Genomic DNA, 16,034 nt, shown 5'->3' on the forward strand with positions numbered 1-16,034 from the left:
CCGTCGGAACATGCCGGGCGGATGGGACAGAATCGGTGCCGTGCAGTTCGGAATCCTCGGGTCGCTTGAGGTGCGGACGGCCGCCGGTGAGGCGGTCGCCGTGGGCGGGCCGCGCCCCCGGGCACTGCTCGCGTTGCTGTTGCTCGACGCCGGGCGGCTGGTCGGCGTCGAGCGGCTCATCGACGGCCAGTACGGCGACGACCCGCCCGCCGGGGCGGCCAACGCCATCCAGGCCCACGTCTCCCGGCTGCGCCGGAACCTGCCGGCCGGGCTGGTGGAGTTCCACGGCGCCGGGTACCGGCTGGCGGTGGAGCCGGAGGATGTCGACGCGCACCGGTTCGAGCGGCTGGCCCGGGAAGGGCGGGAGCTGCTGGCCGCGGGGCAGCACGAGCCGGCCGCCCGGGTGCTGAAGGAGGCGCTGGCTTTGTGGCGCGGGCCCGCGCTGGCCGACGTGGCCGACGCGCCGTTCGCCCCGCCGCAGGCGGCGCGGCTGGAGGAGGCGCGGCTGGCGGCCAGGGAGGACCTGGCGGAGGCCGAGCTGGCCCTGCCCGGCGGGACCTCGGTCGCCGAGCTGCGCGAGCTGGTGGCGGCCCACCCGCTGCGCGAGCGGCTGCGCGGCCAGCTCATGCGGGCGCTGCACGCGTCCGGGCAGCAGGCCGCCGCGCTGGCGGTCTACGACGAGGTACGGCGGCTGCTGGCCGAGGAGCTGGGGACCGACCCGGCTTCGGAGCTGGCCGCGCTGCACCTGGCGATCCTGCGCGGCGAGGGGCGGAGGGAGCAGGTTCCCAGGCGGCGGGTGCCCGCCCCGCTCAACCGGTTGATCGGCCGGGAGGAGGAGCTGGCCAGGATCGCCGCGCTCGGCGACGCCCGGCTGGTCACCATCGTCGGTCCCGGCGGCACGGGCAAGACGCGGCTCGCCGTCGAGGCCGTCCACAGGGCGGCTCCGGGGCGGGAGGCGGGGTTCGCCGATCTGTCGTCGGTCGACGACGGGCCGCAGGTGGCCCCGGCCGTGCTGGGCGCGCTCGGGCTGCGCGAGGCCGGGTTGCAGGCGCCCGCGCTGGACCGTCCGGACCCGGTGGACCGCCTCGTCGCCGCTCTCGCCGACCAGTCGCTGCTGCTCGTGCTGGACAACTGCGAGCACGTGGTGGCCGCCGCCGCCGAGCTGGTCCGGCGGCTGCTGGACGCCTGCCCCGGCGTCGCGGTCATGGCGACCAGCCGGGAGCCGCTCGGGCTCACCGGCGAGATGCTGGTCCCCCTCGCGCCGCTCGCCGTGCCGCCGCCGGGCACCGACCCCGCGGACGCCCTCGACTACCCGGCCGTACGGCTGTTCGCCGAGCGGGCCGCCGCCGTCCGGCCTGGGTTCGCGGCCGGCCCGGAGGTCGCGGCCGCCTGCGCCGAGATCTGCGCCACCCTGGACGGCCTGCCGCTGGCCATCGAGCTGGCGGCGGCGCGGCTGCGCACGTTCACCCCGGCGGAGATCGCCGCCCGGCTGAACGAGCACGGCCGCTTCAAGCTGCTCTCCCGCGGCGACCGGACGGCGGCGGCCAGGCACCGCACCCTGCACGCCGTGGTCGAGTGGAGCTGGAGCCTGCTCACCCCGGAGGAGCAGGAGGTGGCGAGGCGGTTCTCGGTGTTCGCGGGCGGCGCGTCGCTGGAGGCGGCCGAGTCCGTCTGCGGTGACGGCGACGTGCTGGCCAACCTGGTCGACAAGTCGCTCGTCGAGGCCGACGGCGGACGGTACCGGATGCTCGACACGATCCGCCTGTTCTGCGCCGAGCGGCTGGCCGAGGCGGGAGAGCAGCGGCGGACCCGGGACGCGCACGCCGCCTGGTTCCTCGCCCTGGCCCGGGAGGCCGACCCGTGGCTGCGGCGGGCCGAGCAGCTCGACTGGCTGGCCAGGCTCTCCGCGGAGTACGACAACCTGCGGGCCGCGCTCCGGCACACCGTCGAGGAGGACCCGGAGACGGCGTCGCGGCTGGTCGCGGCCCTGGCGGCGTACTCGTGGCTGAGCGGGCGGCGCGGGCAGATCACCTCGTCCGCGGCGCGGCTGCTCGACCGGATCGGCGGCGAGCCCGTCGCGGGGCTGGAGGAGGAGTACGTCCTGTGCGTGCTGCAGGCCGTGCCGGACGTGTCCCACGAGCAGTGGGCGCGGGCCACGGACATCATGAAGACACTGGACGGCGAGCTGCGCCACCCGTTCCTGGCCGTGTTCTGGGGCATGACGGCGGGGCCGGCCGAGACGGAGACCACCCGGCGGCGCGGGCGGCTGCTCGGCTCCGACCCGTGGAGCCAGGCCGTGTCCACGCTGGGAGAGGCGTTGATCCTGCTGCTCGGCGGCCGGGTGGCCGAGAGCGAGCGCCTGCTGGAGGAGACGCTGGCCCGCTTCCGCGCCGCAGGTGAGCGCTGGGGGACGGCGCAGGGCCTCGAATGGCTGGCGATGATCGCGAGCCGGCGCGGCGACTGGGCGGGCGCCAGACGGCTCTGGGGTCAGGCCGTCGACCTGCACGAGCAGCTCGGCGCGGCGGAGGAGCTGGTGGACGTCCTCTGCCGCAGGTCGGCGGGGCTGATGCGGGAGGGCGACCTGGACGCGGCCCGCGCCGACCTCGAACGCGCCACCGAGCTGGCCCGCCGGACGGGCACGTCGCGCGCGGTGCCGTTGCTGGACATGGCGTGGGGCGACCTGTCCCGGTTCTCCGGTGAGCACGACGAGGCGCGGGCCCGCTACACCGCCGTGCTGGAGGCCGCCGTTCCCGGTGCGTACGTGACCGAGGGCTTCAGGCCGATCGCGTGCACCGCGCTCGGCCGGCTGGCCGAGGTCGAGGGAGATCGCGCCGAGGCCAGGCGCAGGCACGGCGAGGCGCTGGAGCTGGCGCGCACGGTGGTGCCGGCCGACGCGGCCGGGATCGCCGAGGGCAACGCGGGGCTGGCGCTGCTCGAAGGCGCGGCCGAGCGTGCGGCGTACCTGCTGGGAGTGGGTGCGGCGCTGCGCGGAACGACCGTCACGGGCGATCGGGACGTCGCCAGGGTCGCCGCGGGGGCGACCGGGCGGCTGGGCGCGGACGCGTTCGCCGCGCACTTCGCCAAAGGCGCCGCGCTCAGCGGCGAGGAGGCGCTGTCAGCCCTCGTGGGCTGACGGGCCGTACTGTCAGCCGGTTGTCCCCGGGGTGTCAGCACGCACCGCGAGAGTCGTGGACATGCAGAACACCAACGTCCTCATCTCCGGTGCCAGCGTCGGCGGCCCCGCCCTCGGCTACTGGCTCGCCCGCTACGGCTTCCGCGTCACGATCATCGAGAAGGCCCCCGTCCTGCGCCCCGGCGGCCAGGCCGTCGACTTCAAGGGCGACGTCCACCTGACGGTCCTGCGCCGCATGGGCATCCTGGACGACGTGCGCCGCCTGCAGACCGGCGGCACCGACCAGACCTTCGTCGACACCCGCGGCCGGGCGCTCGCGGTGCTGCCCGGCGAGTTCAGCGGCGGCGAGCTGGAGATCGCCCGCGGCGACCTGGCCCGGCTGGTGTACGACAGGAGCGTCGAGGCCGGCTGCGCGTACGTCTTCGGCGACTCGATCACCTCGCTCACCGAGACCCCCGGCGGGGTGCACGTCACCTTCGAGCGGTCCGCTCCGCGCACGTTCGACCTGGTGATCGGGGCCGACGGCATCCACTCGAACGTCCGGCGCCTGGCCTTCGGCCCCGAGTCGGACTACGTCGAGTTCCTCGGTCACTACTACGCCCTGGCCGAGGTGCCCGAGCGGTTCGGCGCGCAGGCGCAGATCTACAACGAGCCGGGCAGGATGGTCGCCGCCGGCGGCCCCAAGGCGTCGGCCTTCTTCGTCTTCTCCTCCCCGCGCCTCGACTACGACCGCTACGACACCGAGGCGATGAAGCGGATCGTCCTCGACGCCTACGCCGGGATGGGCTGGCGGACGCCCGAGGTCCTGGACGCGGTGCGCCGCACCGGCGACTTCTACCTCGACTCGATCAGCCGGGTGAAGATCGACCGGTACTCCCGGGGGCGGGTGGCGCTGCTGGGCGACGCGGCCTACGCCAACACGCTGGGCGGGTTCGGGTCGGGGCTGGCGCTGGTGGGGGCGTACGTGCTGGCGGGCGAGCTGGCGGTGGCCGGCGGCGACCACCGGGTGGCGTTCCGGCGCTACGAGGAGGGCTTCCGCGAGTACGCCAAGGTCTCCGAGAAGGGCAACGCCGGTCCGTGGCTGGCGCCCCCGTCGAACGCCCGCATCCGGATGCGCAACTGGACGTTCAAGGTGGGCTTCATGCTCAAGCTCATGATGAAGATGACGGACGACTTCGCCGGGAACATCACCCTGAAGGACTACTCGTCGCTGCTCAGCGGCACGACCAGGTGACCGGCGCCGCTCTTATGGGGCCACGCCATTCCCTGAGGGGAATTGCCGGATGCCATGGCTCGCCCGGACGATCCCCACGTAGCCGAAGCGTGAGGAAGGACGTGCGATGAGGAGCTATCACCTGCGGCCGGGACGCGGTCTCGCCGGGCTGACCGTCGAGGAGCGGGACGAGCCCGCGCCCGGACGCGGACAGGTCGTGGTCCGGATCGGCGCGAACGGGCTGGGGTTTCGCGACCTGATGGTGCTGGCGAACGACTACCCGCTGCCGATCACGCCAGGCGTCGTGCCCGGCTGCGAGGGCGCGGGCGAGGTCGTGGCCGTCGGCGAGGGCGTGACCCGGGTCAGGCCGGGCGACCGGGTGGCGGCCACCGTGTTCCCGCGCTGGCTGGACGGGCCGTTCCTGATGGAGAACGCCGCCCAGCTCGGCACCATGACCGACGGCGTGCTGACCGAGTACGCGGTGCTGGGCGAGGACGGCGTGGTGCCCGTCCCCGAGCACCTGTCGTACGAGGAGGCGGCGGCGCTGCCGCTGGCGGCCGTGACCGCGTGGAACGCGCTGACCTCCGGCGGCGCCCCGCGGCCGGGCCAGACCGTGCTGACGCTCGGCTCGGGCGGGGTGTCGCTGTTCACACTGATGTTCGCCAAGCTGGCCGGCGCCCGGGTGATCGTGACGACGTCCGGCCCGGACAAGGCGGAGCGGCTGCGGAAGCTGGGCGCCGACGAGGTGATCGACTACCGGGCGAACCCGTCGTGGTCGGAGGAGGTCCGCGCGCTGACCGGCGGGCTGGGCGCCGACCGCGTCGTGGACCCGGCGGGGCCGCTGGAGCAGTCGTTGAAGTCGGTGGCGTTCGGCGGCGAGGTGGCGTTCGTCGGCTACCGGCTGTCCGGCGCCGAGGGGGCCAGGCCGGTCGACCCGGCGCTGCTGTTCGGGGCGGGCGCGGTGCTGCGCGGGGTGGCGACGGGCAGCCGGGCCCACTTCCTCCAGGTCAACCGCGCCGTCGCCACGCACCGGCTGCGTCCCGTGATCGACCGGGTGTTCCCGTTCGAGGACGTCCACGAGGCGTACCGCTACTGCGAGGCGGGCGGCGGCTTCGGCAAGGTCGTCATCAGCCACGGCTGAGAGCCACCGGGGCTCTCAGCCGTGCGCTCGTCAGCAGCCGCGCTCGTCAGCAGGCGGGCTCGTCAGCAGGCGGAGCGGTCCGTGGCCGTGCCCGTCTCGCAGGCGGCGCGCTGGACGCGGCCGCGGAGCCGGGCCAGCGGCGAGTCACCGGCGGACCTGAGCTGCGGGGTGGCGCCCGTGGCCGTGGACCGCGGCGAGGCCGCCGTCGAGCTGGGCTGGGCGGAGGGCGAGGCACCCGTGGCCGTGGGCGTGGGCGTGGCCTGCGGCGACGTGGGCGTGGGCTGCGCGCTCTGCTCGCCGCCGTCCCCGAGGAGCTGGGCGGCACGGTTCTCGTCCGTGAGCGGGGCGACCAGCGCCGCGCCCGGCTTCTCCTCGATGAACACGCCCTGCCCGATCGGGATCTGCACGGACGCCTGGTACGCCTGCGCCTGCGGCGACGCGGCCCGGCGCCGAGCCCGGGAGAGGGCGCTGTCCACGTAGAACAGCCCGCGGCCGGCCGTGCCGATCGACTGGCGGAGGCCGTCGAGCGTGGTGCCGGTGGGCTGCTCGACCCGCAGCCGGATCTGCCCGCCGGTGTAGCCGCGGCCGAGCTTGCCGGCGAGGACCTTGTCGACCTTGACCACGACGCTGGCCCAGCGGATCGCCGCCTCCGCGCTGTCGTACGGCACGACCCGAGGCGTCGGCGAGTCGTTGTCCGAGGCGTACGCGATGCCGGGCTCGACGCCGACGACCGTGCCCTCCACCAGCGCGGCGGCCGGGCGGAACGCGCCGGAGGACCGGGCGCCGGGCGTGATGTCGTCGAGCGAGTCGAACAGGTACTGTCCGGTCCCGCCGGCCTCGGCGTGGAGCTGGGACCAGAAGGACCGCGAGGGCTGCTGCTGGGCGGCGCTCTGCTGGGCGGTGCTCTGCTGGGCCGCGCAGCCGGCGATGGAGGCGACGGCCGCGACGGCGGCCGTGAGGAGCTTGAGGTTTCGCATCCCGGTCTCCTAGTAGCGGCCGTTGATGTGGGCGACGTCGTGCGCGCTGTACTTGATGATCTTGTGCGCGCCGGTCTTCAGGCAGGACGTCGACTCGGTGGAGTGGTCGAGGCCGACCGTGTGCCCGACCTCGTGGCACGCCAGGGCCTGCCGCTGGGTCGCGGTCATCCAGTCGATGTCGCGCAGGTCGTAGCGGATCTCGTACTGGTCGCAGCGCCACGGCTGGCCGCTGGTGGCCGGGGCGATGGTCTTGACGCACTTCGAGTACGCGAACAGGTTGTAGCCCGTGCTGGAGCCGTCCCAGTCGAGGTCCCAATGGTCGACGTAGTAGCGGTCGAACGCCTCGACGTCGGTGCTCGGGTCGGGCGTGCTGTCGCCGGCGATGGTCATGTCGGTCTGGGAGTCCAGGTTCACCAGCGCGGCCTTCACGGCGGTGCGGGTGCGGGTCTCCAGGGACGCGTAGTTGTACCAGTGCTTGCCGTTGTCGGCGAAGGGGCAGCAGCCGTTGCCGGAGCCGAAGCCGTTGGCGCTGGCCGGTGACGCGGCGACGGTGGTGACCGCGGCCGCCAGGATGATCGCTGGGAGGAGCTTTCGGTATGACATGTGATCCAGAAATTGGAGGAAAGGGGCGTCCGGATATCTTGCCGGGTACATAAGAGGGGATCAACCCGAGTCATCCCCTTTGTCGGCCCTAGGCTGTGCGCTGTGACATCCGGGCGTACGGTCATCGACGGCCGCTTCGAGCTGGTCGGACGGTTGGGCAGCGGCGGCATGGGCACGGTGTGGCGTGCCTACGACCTGGCCCTGCAACGTGAGGTCGCGCTCAAGGAGGTCCGGCCGTCCGACTCCCCCGACCCCGACTCCAGCCGGGCCCGCATGATGCGCGAACGGGTGCTGCGCGAGGCCCGCGCCCTGGCCCGGCTCGACCATCCGAACGTGGTGACCATCCACCACATCGTGGACACGCCGGCCCTGGCGCACCCGTGGATCGTCATGGAGCTGGTACGCGGCCGGTCGCTGGCCGACCGGCTGGCCCAGGGCCCGATGACGCCCGCCGAGGCGGCGTGGCTGGGGCGCGGGATCCTGGCCGCGTTAGGGACCGCCCACGAGGCGGGGATCTGCCATCGCGACGTGAAGCCGGCGAACGTCCTGCTGCGCCCCGACGGCAGCCCGGTGCTGACCGACTTCGGCATCGCGGCCATGCTCGACTCCCCCGGGCTCACGGCCAGCGGCGACGTCGTGGGCTCGCCCGAGTACATCGCGCCGGAACGGCTGCGCGGCTACGAGGGCGATCCCGCCTCGGACCTGTGGTCGTTGGGCATGCTGCTGTACGTGGCGGTCGAGGGCCGCCACCCGCTGCGCCGCGACACCCCGATCGCCACGCTCGCGGCGGTCATGAACGCCCAGGTGCCGCCGGCGCTCCGGGCGGGGCCGCTGGAGAACGTGCTGCGGGCCCTGCTGACACCCGACCCGGCCGCGCGCCCGCCGGTGGCCGACCTGGACCGGATGCTGGCCCAGGCGGCGGAGCAGGCGGCCGGCCACCCCGCGAACGCGGGGGCGGCCATGCCGCAGGCTCCCCGCCACGCGTTCCCGACCGGACCGCAGCACCCCTACGCGGGCCTGCCCACGGGCCCCGTGCGGAAGCGCTCCGCCTGGAGCCGGGCGGTGACGATCGCCGGCGTGGCCGCCGTCGGCGGCATCATCACCGCCGGCCTGATCGTCGCCCCCCGGCTGCAGGGCGACGCCAACCTCACCGTCTCACGTACGACACCGCCCACCGGGAGCGCCGGCACCGATGACGACCAGCTCATCGACCCCACCGAGACCGAGGAGGAGAAGGCGGTGAACCTGACGACGCCCGCCGGCGTCCGCACCGCCGTCGCGGCCCTGGAGAAGGCGTCGGGCGGCACCGGTTTCTTCAGGCTCGTCCTGTACGAGGGTTACGCGATCGCCGATGCCCCGGTACGCACCAGGAAGGGCGTGTACGACCGCTACACCTACCGGGACGGCCAGGTGACCCGGGCCGCCGGAGGCACGATCACCCCGGGCCAGAAGGCGACCACGCTCAGCTCGATCGACTGGGCTTTCCTCCCGAGCCTGCGCCGCACGGCCGACCGGCGGCTCGGCGTCGCGAAGCCGACCATGCGGTACATGATCGTCGAAGGCGCCTCGCCGTTCGCGAGCAACAAGCCGGCCATCATGTACTACCTCGTGGACGAGTACGGCGCCGGGTACCTGGTGGCGGACACGAAGGGCAAGATTCTCAATGTGATGCCGCAGAGCGGCGGCTGACCAGGGTGGCCGTGGCCGGCGGCGGGGTTCAGCGACCGAACTTCCAGCCCGGGGGGAAGATGAGGGCCCGCAGGCCGTGGCCCTCGACCTTGCTCGCCCACTCCTCCGGCGTCGTCATGATGTCGCCGTCGCCGTCCACGGCGCTCTTGACCGGCGTGTAGCCGAACCCCGAGCCGAACAGCCGCGCCACCAGCTCGCCGCCGCGCGTGGCGGGACCGGGCAGACCCAGCTTGGCCAGGTCGTAGCCGAGGACGTAGCCGGTGTTCCCGGCGACGATGCCCCCGAACTCGTGGGCGTTCTCGCCCGCCGACCTCGTCGGCCGGCCGTGGGCGGCGTCGCTCGTCGCGTCCAGCGTGAGCGCTCCGGCGGCGTAGGCGGTGCCGTCGATGGCGGCGTAGTTGAGCGTGGTCAGCACGTACTTCGGCAGGCAGATCTGCAGGATGCGGCCGACGTTCATCCCGAAGACGGCCTTGGCGGTCTGGGCCAGCTTCACCAGCCGGGCCATCTGGGCGGCGGCCATCGCCTGCGCCGCGCCGTACAGCATGGTCGTGAACGGCTGGAAGCAGACCAGCCACAGGAGCTGCACGATGGCCTTGTCCAGCTCGGCGAGCTGCTTGCGCACGCCCTCCACCAGGTCGGCGTACGCGTCGCAGCCGGCGGCGATTACGCGGCAGTCCTTGGCGAACGCGGCCGGGAAGCCCATGATCCGCAGGATGTAGAGCCGGGCGAAGGCGTCCACCCCCTCGCCGCCGTTGTTGTTCCACACCGAGGCGGCGGCGCGGTCGGCCATGCCGGCGACTCCGCCGGTGTCGCCGTTCGCGGGAGGCGGCTCGGGGCCGTTCAGGTCGTCGGCCAGCTCGCGGAAGGCGGCGGCGGCCTTGCGCAGCTCCGCCGGGTCGATCTCCGGAGCGGTGACGCCCGCGTAGATGCGCAGGGCGACCATCGTCCCGGCGGAGGCCACGAGCAGGGTCGTCATCAGCGTGGCGGGCGACAGGACCCTGGCCCCGTTCAGGGCCGTCGGCGACAGCATCGGCCTGACGGGGATCACGGCCCGTCCTCCGGCCATGTGTAGACCGGCACGTCCGCGAGCCTGATGTCGTCGGCGAGGCCCCAGTCGACGACGGCCACGTTGTGGCGCATGGTCAGGATGCCGTCGGCGATGTCCGCGTACACGGTCGCGAAGTCCTCGATCATGCGGAGCATCTCGTCGCGCTTCGGCTTGTACCACTCGACGAACGCCTTGTCGGCCGGCTCGTTCACCGGCCAGCCGCCCAGTGCCCCCAGCATGTCGGCGGCCTTCCGCACAGCCTCCCGCACGGCCGCCGAGGCGTCGTCGAAGGCGGGCGCGGCCCGCTTCCTGAGCTGTTCGTGGTCGAGGTCGAGGACCGGCCGCGACGGCCCGTCAGGAGGGGGCTCTGCCATCGCTCACCGCTGTTCGGACGGACGGGATCGTCATGCTGTCATGCTCACCATGTGAGATGTCCGGCGCGTCTCCCCGTGGTTACGATCACGTCTACGCTTTCCGGCATCCGGCGTTCACCGGCTGTTCGCCCAGAGCCGCGGGCCGGCCCTCCCCGCCGGCCCGCGGACGGGGCCCGGTCACTCGCCGGACGGGTGGTGGCCGCGGTCGCGGCCGTGGTCGTCGTCGCGCGTCACGGTGAACTCGGCCGTCGTCACCCGGCCGGCGACCGTCACGCCCACCCGGTAGCGGCCCGGCCTGGTGGTGCGCGGGACGGTCAGCGTCTTGACGGCCCTGCCGTCCTTCAGCGTCACCTTGTACGTGGCCCCCTGCGGGCTCTTCACCGTGGCCGTGGTGTCCCGCCGGGCGCCCGCGGCGAGGATCGTGACCCGGTAGGAGTCGCCGGCGGCGACCTCGCCGGGGGTGACCTCGGCCTTGACCGAGAGCCGGGAGTCGTCCTTGACCCGGCTCACCGCCCGGTCCTCGGGGCGGGTGGCCGGGTGGGTCGTCGTGGTGGTGTGGGCCGGGTCCTTGGCCGGGCTCGTGGCGGCGAGCGAGACGCCCGCGAACGGCACGGCGAGCAGAGCGGCACTGGTGACACCGACGGCGAACGGCTTCATGAAACGCATGGAACGCATGGAACGCATGGAACGAATCCCCGATCTCCGGCGGCTCGTGGAGTCCGGTTGACCCCCCCCTGGAGCCGCCTTCGGGAAGAACCTAGAAGCGCTGTCTTGGCCTGCCCTGAGGCCCGCATTCCTATACGTTGAGATGAACGTGAAGATTGTCTGAGCCGGTCGCGCCTCCCCCGAAACGACCTTGTAGCCCCAAACGGGTGATGAAACACTCAAAGGTGACGAAGGGGGACGTCATGATCGAAGTCAAGAGCATCGACAAGCCCGACGAGCGCCGCGACTTCCCGATGGGGCACCTGGAGGTCTGCAACCTGAGCGGCCTGACCTTCGGCGTGGCCACGTTCGAGCCGGGGTGGCGCTGGTCGGCGTCCGTGAAGCCGATCGCCGGCACCGAGTCGTGCGAGGTCCATCACAACGGCTTCGTCGCCAAGGGCAGGCTCCGCATCCGCATGGACGACGGCACCGAGGCCGAGATCGGCCCCGGTGAGGTCTTCGTCGCACCGCCGGGACACGACGCGTGGGTGGTCGGCGACGAGGCGGCCATCGTGTTCGACTTCGCGGGCGGGGCCGCGGAGTACGCCAAGGCGAAGGACGCCTAACCGGCCGAAGGTTGATCGCCGGGGGCCGCGTCGGCGGCTCCCGGCGTCGTCATGTCCCCCAGGCAGGCCTCGAACGCGGCGGTCAGGCGGGCGAGGTCGGCCGGGGTCGGCTCCTCCGGCCCGAGGTTGCGGCGCACCGCCCCCACCCCCAGGAACACCGCCGTCGCCAGCCGGGCGCGGGCCATCGCGTCGGGCCCGTCGAGGCGCGCGGCCAGCGGCTCGACCAGGGCCGTGCGCACCCGCTCGCCGACGAGCTGCCGGATCTCGGGGTCGCCGGCCGAGCGTTCGAGCGAGCGCAGGATGCGGCTCTCGGGGTCGGCGTGCATGCGCAGCGCGGCGTACTCGGCCAGCCGCGCGGGCAGCCCGGCCCGGTCGCCGTCGAGGACGTGGGTGAGGGTCGGCTCCCCGGCGAGGACCTCGCGGAACAGCCCGGCCTTCGACCCGAAGTAGCGGCCGACCAGGGAGAGGTTGGCCCCGGCCGCGGCGGCGATCATGCGTACGGTGACGTGCTCGTACCCGTGCTCGGCGAACAGCGCGCGGGCGGCGGCGAGCAGGCGGCCCCGCGTCGCCTCGCGATCCCTCGGCCGCGCCTCCACCTGGACATGGTCCACCCCGCAAACTCTAGCGCCTGGGACCCCACTTGCCGCGCGGCTAGTAAACGTACGTATACTAGAGCGATTCGTGCTCATTCGCTCGGCTTCACCCGCACCACTCCGAAAAGGAGGCATGACGCCCTGATGACTCAGACGCGGCATTACACCCACCGCGAGATTCTGAAGGTGATGTCGGGGCTCATGCTCGCCATGCTGACCTCGATGATCTCGACATCGGTGGTCGGCACGGCTCTGCCGACGATCGTCGGCGAGCTCGGCGGCCAGGACCAGTACTCCTGGGTCGCCTCCGCCACCATGCTCACGATGACCGTGTCCACGCCGCTGTGGGGCAAGCTGTCCGACATCTTCGGCCGCAAGCTGCTCTTCCAGATCGCCCTCGGCCTGTTCGTCGCCGCCTCCCTCGTGGCCGGCCTGTCCCAGGACATGGGTCAGCTCATCGGGGCACGGGCCGTGCAGGGCATCGGCGTCGGCGGCCTGTCCGCCCTCGCGCAGGTGATCCTCGGCGACATCGTGTCGCCCCGCGAGCGCGGCCGCTACTCCGGCTACATGGGCGCCGTCTTCGGCATCTCCACGGTCGCCGGGCCGCTGCTCGGCGGGTTCATCGTGGACGCCGACTGGCTCGGCTGGCGCTGGTGCTTCTACGTCGTGGTGCCGTTCGCGGTGGTCGCCTTCGTGGTGATCCAGCGGGTGCTGAAGCTGCCCAGGATCAAGCGGGACACCACGATCGACATCTGGGGCGCCACCACGATCACCGGCAGCGCCACGGCCCTCATGCTGCTGCTCACGCTCGGCGGGCAGGAGTTCGAGTGGAACTCCCCGTGGACGTACCTGCTCGGCGCCACCAGCGTGCTCATGCTGGCCCTGGCCGTGCTGGCCGAGCGCACCGCCCGCACGCCCATCCTGCCGCCCCGGCTGTTCCGCAACCGCACGTTCGTGCTGACCAGCGCCGCCTCCCTGTTCGTCGGCATGGCGATGTTCGGCGCGATGATCTACCTGCCGCAGTACCTCCAGATCGTCAAGGGCCTCAGCCCGGCCAACTCCGGCCTGATGACCCTGCCCATGGTCCTCTCGCTGTTCGTCTCCGGCGTCGTCTCGGGCCGCATCGTCACCCGTACCGGCAAGTGGAAGATCTTCCCCGTGGCCGGGCTGCTGATCGTCGCCGTGGGCCAGTTCCTGCTGTCGCGGCTGCACGTCGACTCCAGCCAGTGGCTGATCGGGATCGACGTGGCCGTGCTGGGCCTCGGGCTCGGCCTGTCCATGCAGATGCTCATCCTGGCCGCGCAGAACGGCTCCGAGCCGCGCGACATGGCCTCCACCACGTCCGGTGTCTCGTTCTTCCGGTCGCTCGGCGGCGCCGTCGGCGTGGCCGCGTTCGGCGCGATCCTGCTGAACCGGCTCAAGGACGAGATGACCGGCCTGCTCGCCGCCCGGCACGTCAAGGTCCCCGGAGGGGCCTCGATGTCCCTGGGCAGCCCCAGCGAGATCCAGCACCTGCCCGAGCCGATCAGGGGCATCGTGCTGGAGTCGTTCACCCGGGGGCTGGAGACGGTGTTCCTCGTGGGAGTGCCGATCACGCTGCTCGGCTTCGTCGCCGTGGTCTTCCTCAAGGAGCTGCCGCTGCGCGGCGCCTCCTCGGCACCGGCCGCCCAGCAGCCCGCCGCCGCCGAGCCGGCGTCGGCGCCGCTCAGCAAGGACGACCTCGTGCTCGCCGGTCTGCTGCTCGAGCTGGTGGCGCAGCGCGTGGAGCTGGTGAACGGCCGATCGTCGGCGCTGCTCAGCGCCGTCGCCCGGATGGCGCCGGCCGACGACCACCGCACCGAGGCCGAGCGCGCCCGCTCGGTCGCCCGCACGGTGCTGCGGCCCACCTCACGCGCCCTGATCTCCCACGCCGCTACGCCACAACCTCCTGGCGCCCCGCCGTCCCCCGCGTCCGCACACCCCGGGACGCCACGGTCGGGCAGAACGTACGCAGACCTCGTCTCCGGAAGGACCACACGATGATCCGCAAGTTCGCGGGGGCGGTCGCGGCCGCCCTGGCGTTCCTGGCCGGGCTCTGGCTCATGCTCGCCCCCTTCGCCCTGGGCACGCAGCCCTCCGGCGACGACTGGACCGACGCGACGACGACCGAGTTCTTCACCGGCCTCGGCGTGGCCGTCGTCGGGCTCGCGGGCGCCGCCCTCTTCGCCTCCGCCATCCGGGAGACGCTCGTGGAGCGCGGCCTGGTCACCGTACGGCAGCGGCCCGAACCGGAGCCGGAGCCGGAGCCCGTCCCCGCGCCGCCCGTCGCCTCCGGCGTGCCGCAGCCGTCGTCGGCCGAGCTCGCCGCGCTGCTCGCCCCGCTCGTCGAGGCGCTGCGCGCCGACCTGAACGCCGACCTGGCCACCACCGAACGCCCCGCCCCGCGCCAGGCAGGCGACCAGCACCCGAACCTGTTCACCCCCGGCCACACGGGCAGGCACGAGCACGAGCCGGCCCGCCCGAACGGCTTCGTCGGAGCGGAGGACCACCGATGAACAAGGCCAAGGCGGGCGTCGTCGCCCTCGTCCTGCTGTTCCTGGCCGGCCTCTGGCTGGTCGCCGCCCCGTTCGTCGTCGGCTACCAGCCGCGCGGCGCCGGCTTCTCCGACGCCACGGTCAACGACCTGTGGGTGGGCGGCCTGCTGGCCGGCCTGTCGTTCGCGACGCTCGTCGGGTACACCGGCGCGGCGCTGCGCGCCGTCGCCCGGCGCGGCGGGCACACGGGGGACCACACGGCCTGACCTGGTGAAACGGAGCTTCGCATAAGGTGGCCAGATGAAAGGTGCCGCCACCTTGGCGTTCGTGGTGCTCGCGTCCGTCTCGTGCGGCGGGCAGGCCCCGGCCGCCTCGTCCACGCAGAGCCCTCCACCCGCCTCCACCCCGTTCTCCAGCCCGGTCTCCAGCCCTGAGACGAGCGGGGCCGGCAGCACGCCGGCCCCCTCCTCCCCGTCCCCCACGAGCTCCGCGAAACCGACGAAGGCCGGCCCGCCGCCGTTCACGGCCAAGGTCACCCGCATCTCGCGTGACCGCCTGCCGTACTCGTGGCGGCCCGGCTGCCCCGTCTCCTACCGCGACCTGCGCCTGGTCACGATGACGTACTGGGGCTGGGACGACCGCGCCCACACCGGCGAGCTGGTCGTCCGCAAGACCGTCACCGGCGACATCGTGACGGTCTTCAAGAAGCTGTACGCCATGCGCTACCCGATCAGGCAGATGCGGCTCGTGGACGTCTACAAGGGCGACGACTTCGACTCCATCGACGCGGACAACACCTCGGCCTTCAACTGCCGTCCCGCCACGGGGTCGAGCAACTGGTCCAACCACGCCTACGGGGAGGCGGTGGACGTCAATCCGCGCGAGAACCCGTACGTGACGGCCTCGGGTGGCACGGCGCACGCCAACGCCAAGAAGTACGCCCATCGCCCGATGCGCGGCAAGGGCGTCATCAACCCGGGCGACCGCGTGGTCCGCACGTTCGCCGCGGTCGGCTGGGGCTGGGGCGGCGCGTGGTCGGGCACCAAGGACTTCCAGCACTTCAGCGGGAACGGCCGCTGAGACCCGCCTGACCCCTCACCCTGGTGAAGCCGGCACGGTAGGCCGTGGGAGTGAGGCCGACCCGGCCGGTCAGGTGCTTGCGAAGGGAGTCCAGGTCCGCGAGGGTGAGCGGGTGATCGAGGTGTTCGAGCGCCCAGGCCCGGGTGGGGGCGAGTGACGTGCCGCGGTCGGCGGGCAGCGGGGTCTCGATGAACTGCGCCTGGCCGCCTGGCCGTGCAGGAGGGACGATCGCGAGCCGCGCCGCCGCGTTGGCCACCGCCGCGCCGTAGTCGAGCCTGACCAGATGCAGGCACAGGTCGGTGGCGGCCGCGGCGCCCGCCGAGTCGACAAGGTCGCCGCGGACGTGACCGACACCGATCGGCTCACCGAGCTGACGCTCCGTCACGGCCATGGTGTCCC

Annotated in this window: 16 protein-coding genes; 9 read left to right on the plus strand and 7 right to left on the minus strand. The window is 73.2% G+C overall.

Annotated features, from left to right (window positions below):
* The first annotated feature begins 40 nt into the window (after positions 1 to 40).
* From AB0H64_RS30455 to AB0H64_RS30465, 3 genes are all read left to right on the plus strand, one after another.
* Positions 41 to 3,133 carry a BTAD domain-containing putative transcriptional regulator gene (locus AB0H64_RS30455; protein WP_357631479.1) on the plus strand — a complete coding sequence of 1,031 codons (3,093 nt, stop codon included), beginning with the start codon at positions 41 to 43 and terminating at the stop codon, positions 3,131 to 3,133.
* 61 nt (positions 3,134 to 3,194) lie between these two features.
* Positions 3,195 to 4,367: an FAD-dependent monooxygenase gene (locus AB0H64_RS30460; RefSeq protein ID WP_357631482.1), complete on the plus strand. Its 1,173-nt coding sequence runs from the start codon at positions 3,195 to 3,197 to the stop codon at positions 4,365 to 4,367.
* Positions 4,368 to 4,473: 106 nt separating this feature from the next.
* Positions 4,474 to 5,487 (plus strand): NAD(P)-dependent alcohol dehydrogenase, encoded by a 1,014-nt coding sequence (locus AB0H64_RS30465; RefSeq protein WP_357631485.1) that lies wholly within the window; start codon positions 4,474 to 4,476, stop codon positions 5,485 to 5,487.
* A gap of 62 nt (positions 5,488 to 5,549) precedes the next feature.
* On the opposite strand, the gene AB0H64_RS30470 is transcribed toward AB0H64_RS30465, so the two are convergent.
* Together AB0H64_RS30470 and AB0H64_RS30475 are read right to left on the minus strand one after the other, a co-directional pair.
* Positions 5,550 to 6,464, minus strand: a complete 915-nt coding sequence (locus tag AB0H64_RS30470) for a hypothetical protein (RefSeq protein ID WP_357631488.1) — start codon at positions 6,462 to 6,464, stop codon at positions 5,550 to 5,552.
* Positions 6,465 to 6,473: 9 nt separating this feature from the next.
* Positions 6,474 to 7,067, minus strand: coding sequence for a hypothetical protein (locus tag AB0H64_RS30475; protein ID WP_357631492.1), 594 nt, complete (start codon positions 7,065 to 7,067; stop codon positions 6,474 to 6,476).
* A 102-nt stretch (positions 7,068 to 7,169) separates the two neighbouring features.
* Between AB0H64_RS30475 and AB0H64_RS30480 the strand changes: the two genes are divergently transcribed.
* Positions 7,170 to 8,756: a serine/threonine-protein kinase gene (locus tag AB0H64_RS30480; protein ID WP_357631494.1), complete on the plus strand. Its 1,587-nt coding sequence runs from the start codon at positions 7,170 to 7,172 to the stop codon at positions 8,754 to 8,756.
* Positions 8,757 to 8,784: 28 nt separating this feature from the next.
* Here the strand turns inward: AB0H64_RS30480 and AB0H64_RS30485 are convergent, their stop codons facing one another.
* The 3 genes from AB0H64_RS30485 to AB0H64_RS30495 all read right to left on the minus strand — a co-directional run bounded on the left by AB0H64_RS30485 (position 8,785) and on the right by AB0H64_RS30495 (position 10,853).
* A complete protein-coding gene (locus AB0H64_RS30485; protein WP_357631497.1) occupies positions 8,785 to 9,804 on the minus strand; it encodes a hypothetical protein in 1,020 nt (339 codons plus the stop codon).
* The gene (locus AB0H64_RS30490; RefSeq protein WP_357631499.1) at positions 9,801 to 10,178 is read right to left on the minus strand and encodes a hypothetical protein; all 378 of its coding nucleotides are present in this window, start codon (positions 10,176 to 10,178) and stop codon (positions 9,801 to 9,803) included. The genes AB0H64_RS30485 and AB0H64_RS30490 overlap by 4 nt, the downstream gene beginning before the upstream one ends.
* A gap of 177 nt (positions 10,179 to 10,355) precedes the next feature.
* Positions 10,356 to 10,853, minus strand: a complete 498-nt coding sequence (locus AB0H64_RS30495) for a hypothetical protein (RefSeq protein ID WP_357631501.1) — start codon at positions 10,851 to 10,853, stop codon at positions 10,356 to 10,358.
* Between the two features lie 233 nt (positions 10,854 to 11,086).
* On the opposite strand from AB0H64_RS30495, the gene AB0H64_RS30500 reads away from it, so the two are divergent.
* Positions 11,087 to 11,449, plus strand: coding sequence for a cupin domain-containing protein (locus tag AB0H64_RS30500; RefSeq protein ID WP_357631504.1), 363 nt, complete (start codon positions 11,087 to 11,089; stop codon positions 11,447 to 11,449).
* On the opposite strand, the gene AB0H64_RS30505 is transcribed toward AB0H64_RS30500, so the two are convergent.
* Positions 11,446 to 12,060: a TetR family transcriptional regulator gene (locus tag AB0H64_RS30505; RefSeq protein WP_357631507.1), complete on the minus strand. Its 615-nt coding sequence runs from the start codon at positions 12,058 to 12,060 to the stop codon at positions 11,446 to 11,448. The two genes, AB0H64_RS30500 and AB0H64_RS30505, sit on opposite strands and share 4 nt — an antisense overlap.
* A gap of 126 nt (positions 12,061 to 12,186) precedes the next feature.
* On the opposite strand from AB0H64_RS30505, the gene AB0H64_RS30510 reads away from it, so the two are divergent.
* Genes AB0H64_RS30510 through AB0H64_RS30525 form a run of 4 tightly spaced genes read left to right on the plus strand, consistent with a single transcriptional unit; the run spans position 12,187 to position 15,635 of the window.
* Entirely contained in the window at positions 12,187 to 14,064 is a 1,878-nt protein-coding gene (locus tag AB0H64_RS30510) for an MDR family MFS transporter (RefSeq protein ID WP_357631509.1), read from the plus strand.
* A complete protein-coding gene (locus AB0H64_RS30515; protein WP_357631511.1) occupies positions 14,061 to 14,576 on the plus strand; it encodes a hypothetical protein in 516 nt (171 codons plus the stop codon). Before AB0H64_RS30510 ends, AB0H64_RS30515 begins: the two co-directional genes overlap by 4 nt.
* Positions 14,573 to 14,821, plus strand: coding sequence for a hypothetical protein (locus tag AB0H64_RS30520; RefSeq protein WP_357631513.1), 249 nt, complete (start codon positions 14,573 to 14,575; stop codon positions 14,819 to 14,821). Before AB0H64_RS30515 ends, AB0H64_RS30520 begins: the two co-directional genes overlap by 4 nt.
* Positions 14,822 to 14,855: 34 nt before the next feature.
* Positions 14,856 to 15,635 carry a M15 family metallopeptidase gene (locus AB0H64_RS30525; protein ID WP_357631516.1) on the plus strand — a complete coding sequence of 260 codons (780 nt, stop codon included), beginning with the start codon at positions 14,856 to 14,858 and terminating at the stop codon, positions 15,633 to 15,635.
* Here AB0H64_RS30525 and AB0H64_RS30530 read toward each other — a convergent pair.
* Entirely contained in the window at positions 15,616 to 16,026 is a 411-nt protein-coding gene (locus AB0H64_RS30530) for a hypothetical protein (RefSeq protein WP_357631518.1), read from the minus strand. The two genes, AB0H64_RS30525 and AB0H64_RS30530, sit on opposite strands and share 20 nt — an antisense overlap.
* Positions 16,027 to 16,034: the final 8 nt, after the last annotated feature.

Source organism: Nonomuraea sp. NPDC050733, assembly GCF_040654215.1.
Classification (GTDB): Bacteria; Actinomycetota; Actinomycetes; order Streptosporangiales; family Streptosporangiaceae; genus Nonomuraea.

Bases quoted from the DNA above. Each gene is read 5' to 3' on its own strand.
- AB0H64_RS30460 (WP_357631482.1), top strand. From the start codon at position 3,195: ATGCAGAACACCAACGTCCTCATCTCCGGTGCCAGCGTCGGCGGCCCC.
- AB0H64_RS30465 (WP_357631485.1), top strand. From the start codon at position 4,474: ATGAGGAGCTATCACCTGCGGCCGGGACGCGGTCTCGCCGGGCTGACC.
- AB0H64_RS30470 (WP_357631488.1), bottom strand. From the start codon at position 6,464: ATGCGAAACCTCAAGCTCCTCACGGCCGCCGTCGCGGCCGTCGCCTCC.
- AB0H64_RS30475 (WP_357631492.1), bottom strand. From the start codon at position 7,067: ATGTCATACCGAAAGCTCCTCCCAGCGATCATCCTGGCGGCCGCGGTC.
- AB0H64_RS30490 (WP_357631499.1), bottom strand. From the start codon at position 10,178: ATGGCAGAGCCCCCTCCTGACGGGCCGTCGCGGCCGGTCCTCGACCTC.
- AB0H64_RS30495 (WP_357631501.1), bottom strand. From the start codon at position 10,853: ATGCGTTCCATGCGTTTCATGAAGCCGTTCGCCGTCGGTGTCACCAGT.
- AB0H64_RS30500 (WP_357631504.1), top strand. From the start codon at position 11,087: ATGATCGAAGTCAAGAGCATCGACAAGCCCGACGAGCGCCGCGACTTC.
- AB0H64_RS30510 (WP_357631509.1), top strand. From the start codon at position 12,187: ATGACTCAGACGCGGCATTACACCCACCGCGAGATTCTGAAGGTGATG.
- AB0H64_RS30515 (WP_357631511.1), top strand. From the start codon at position 14,061: ATGATCCGCAAGTTCGCGGGGGCGGTCGCGGCCGCCCTGGCGTTCCTG.
- AB0H64_RS30520 (WP_357631513.1), top strand. From the start codon at position 14,573: ATGAACAAGGCCAAGGCGGGCGTCGTCGCCCTCGTCCTGCTGTTCCTG.
- AB0H64_RS30525 (WP_357631516.1), top strand. From the start codon at position 14,856: ATGAAAGGTGCCGCCACCTTGGCGTTCGTGGTGCTCGCGTCCGTCTCG.
- AB0H64_RS30530 (WP_357631518.1), bottom strand. From the start codon at position 16,026: ATGGCCGTGACGGAGCGTCAGCTCGGTGAGCCGATCGGTGTCGGTCAC.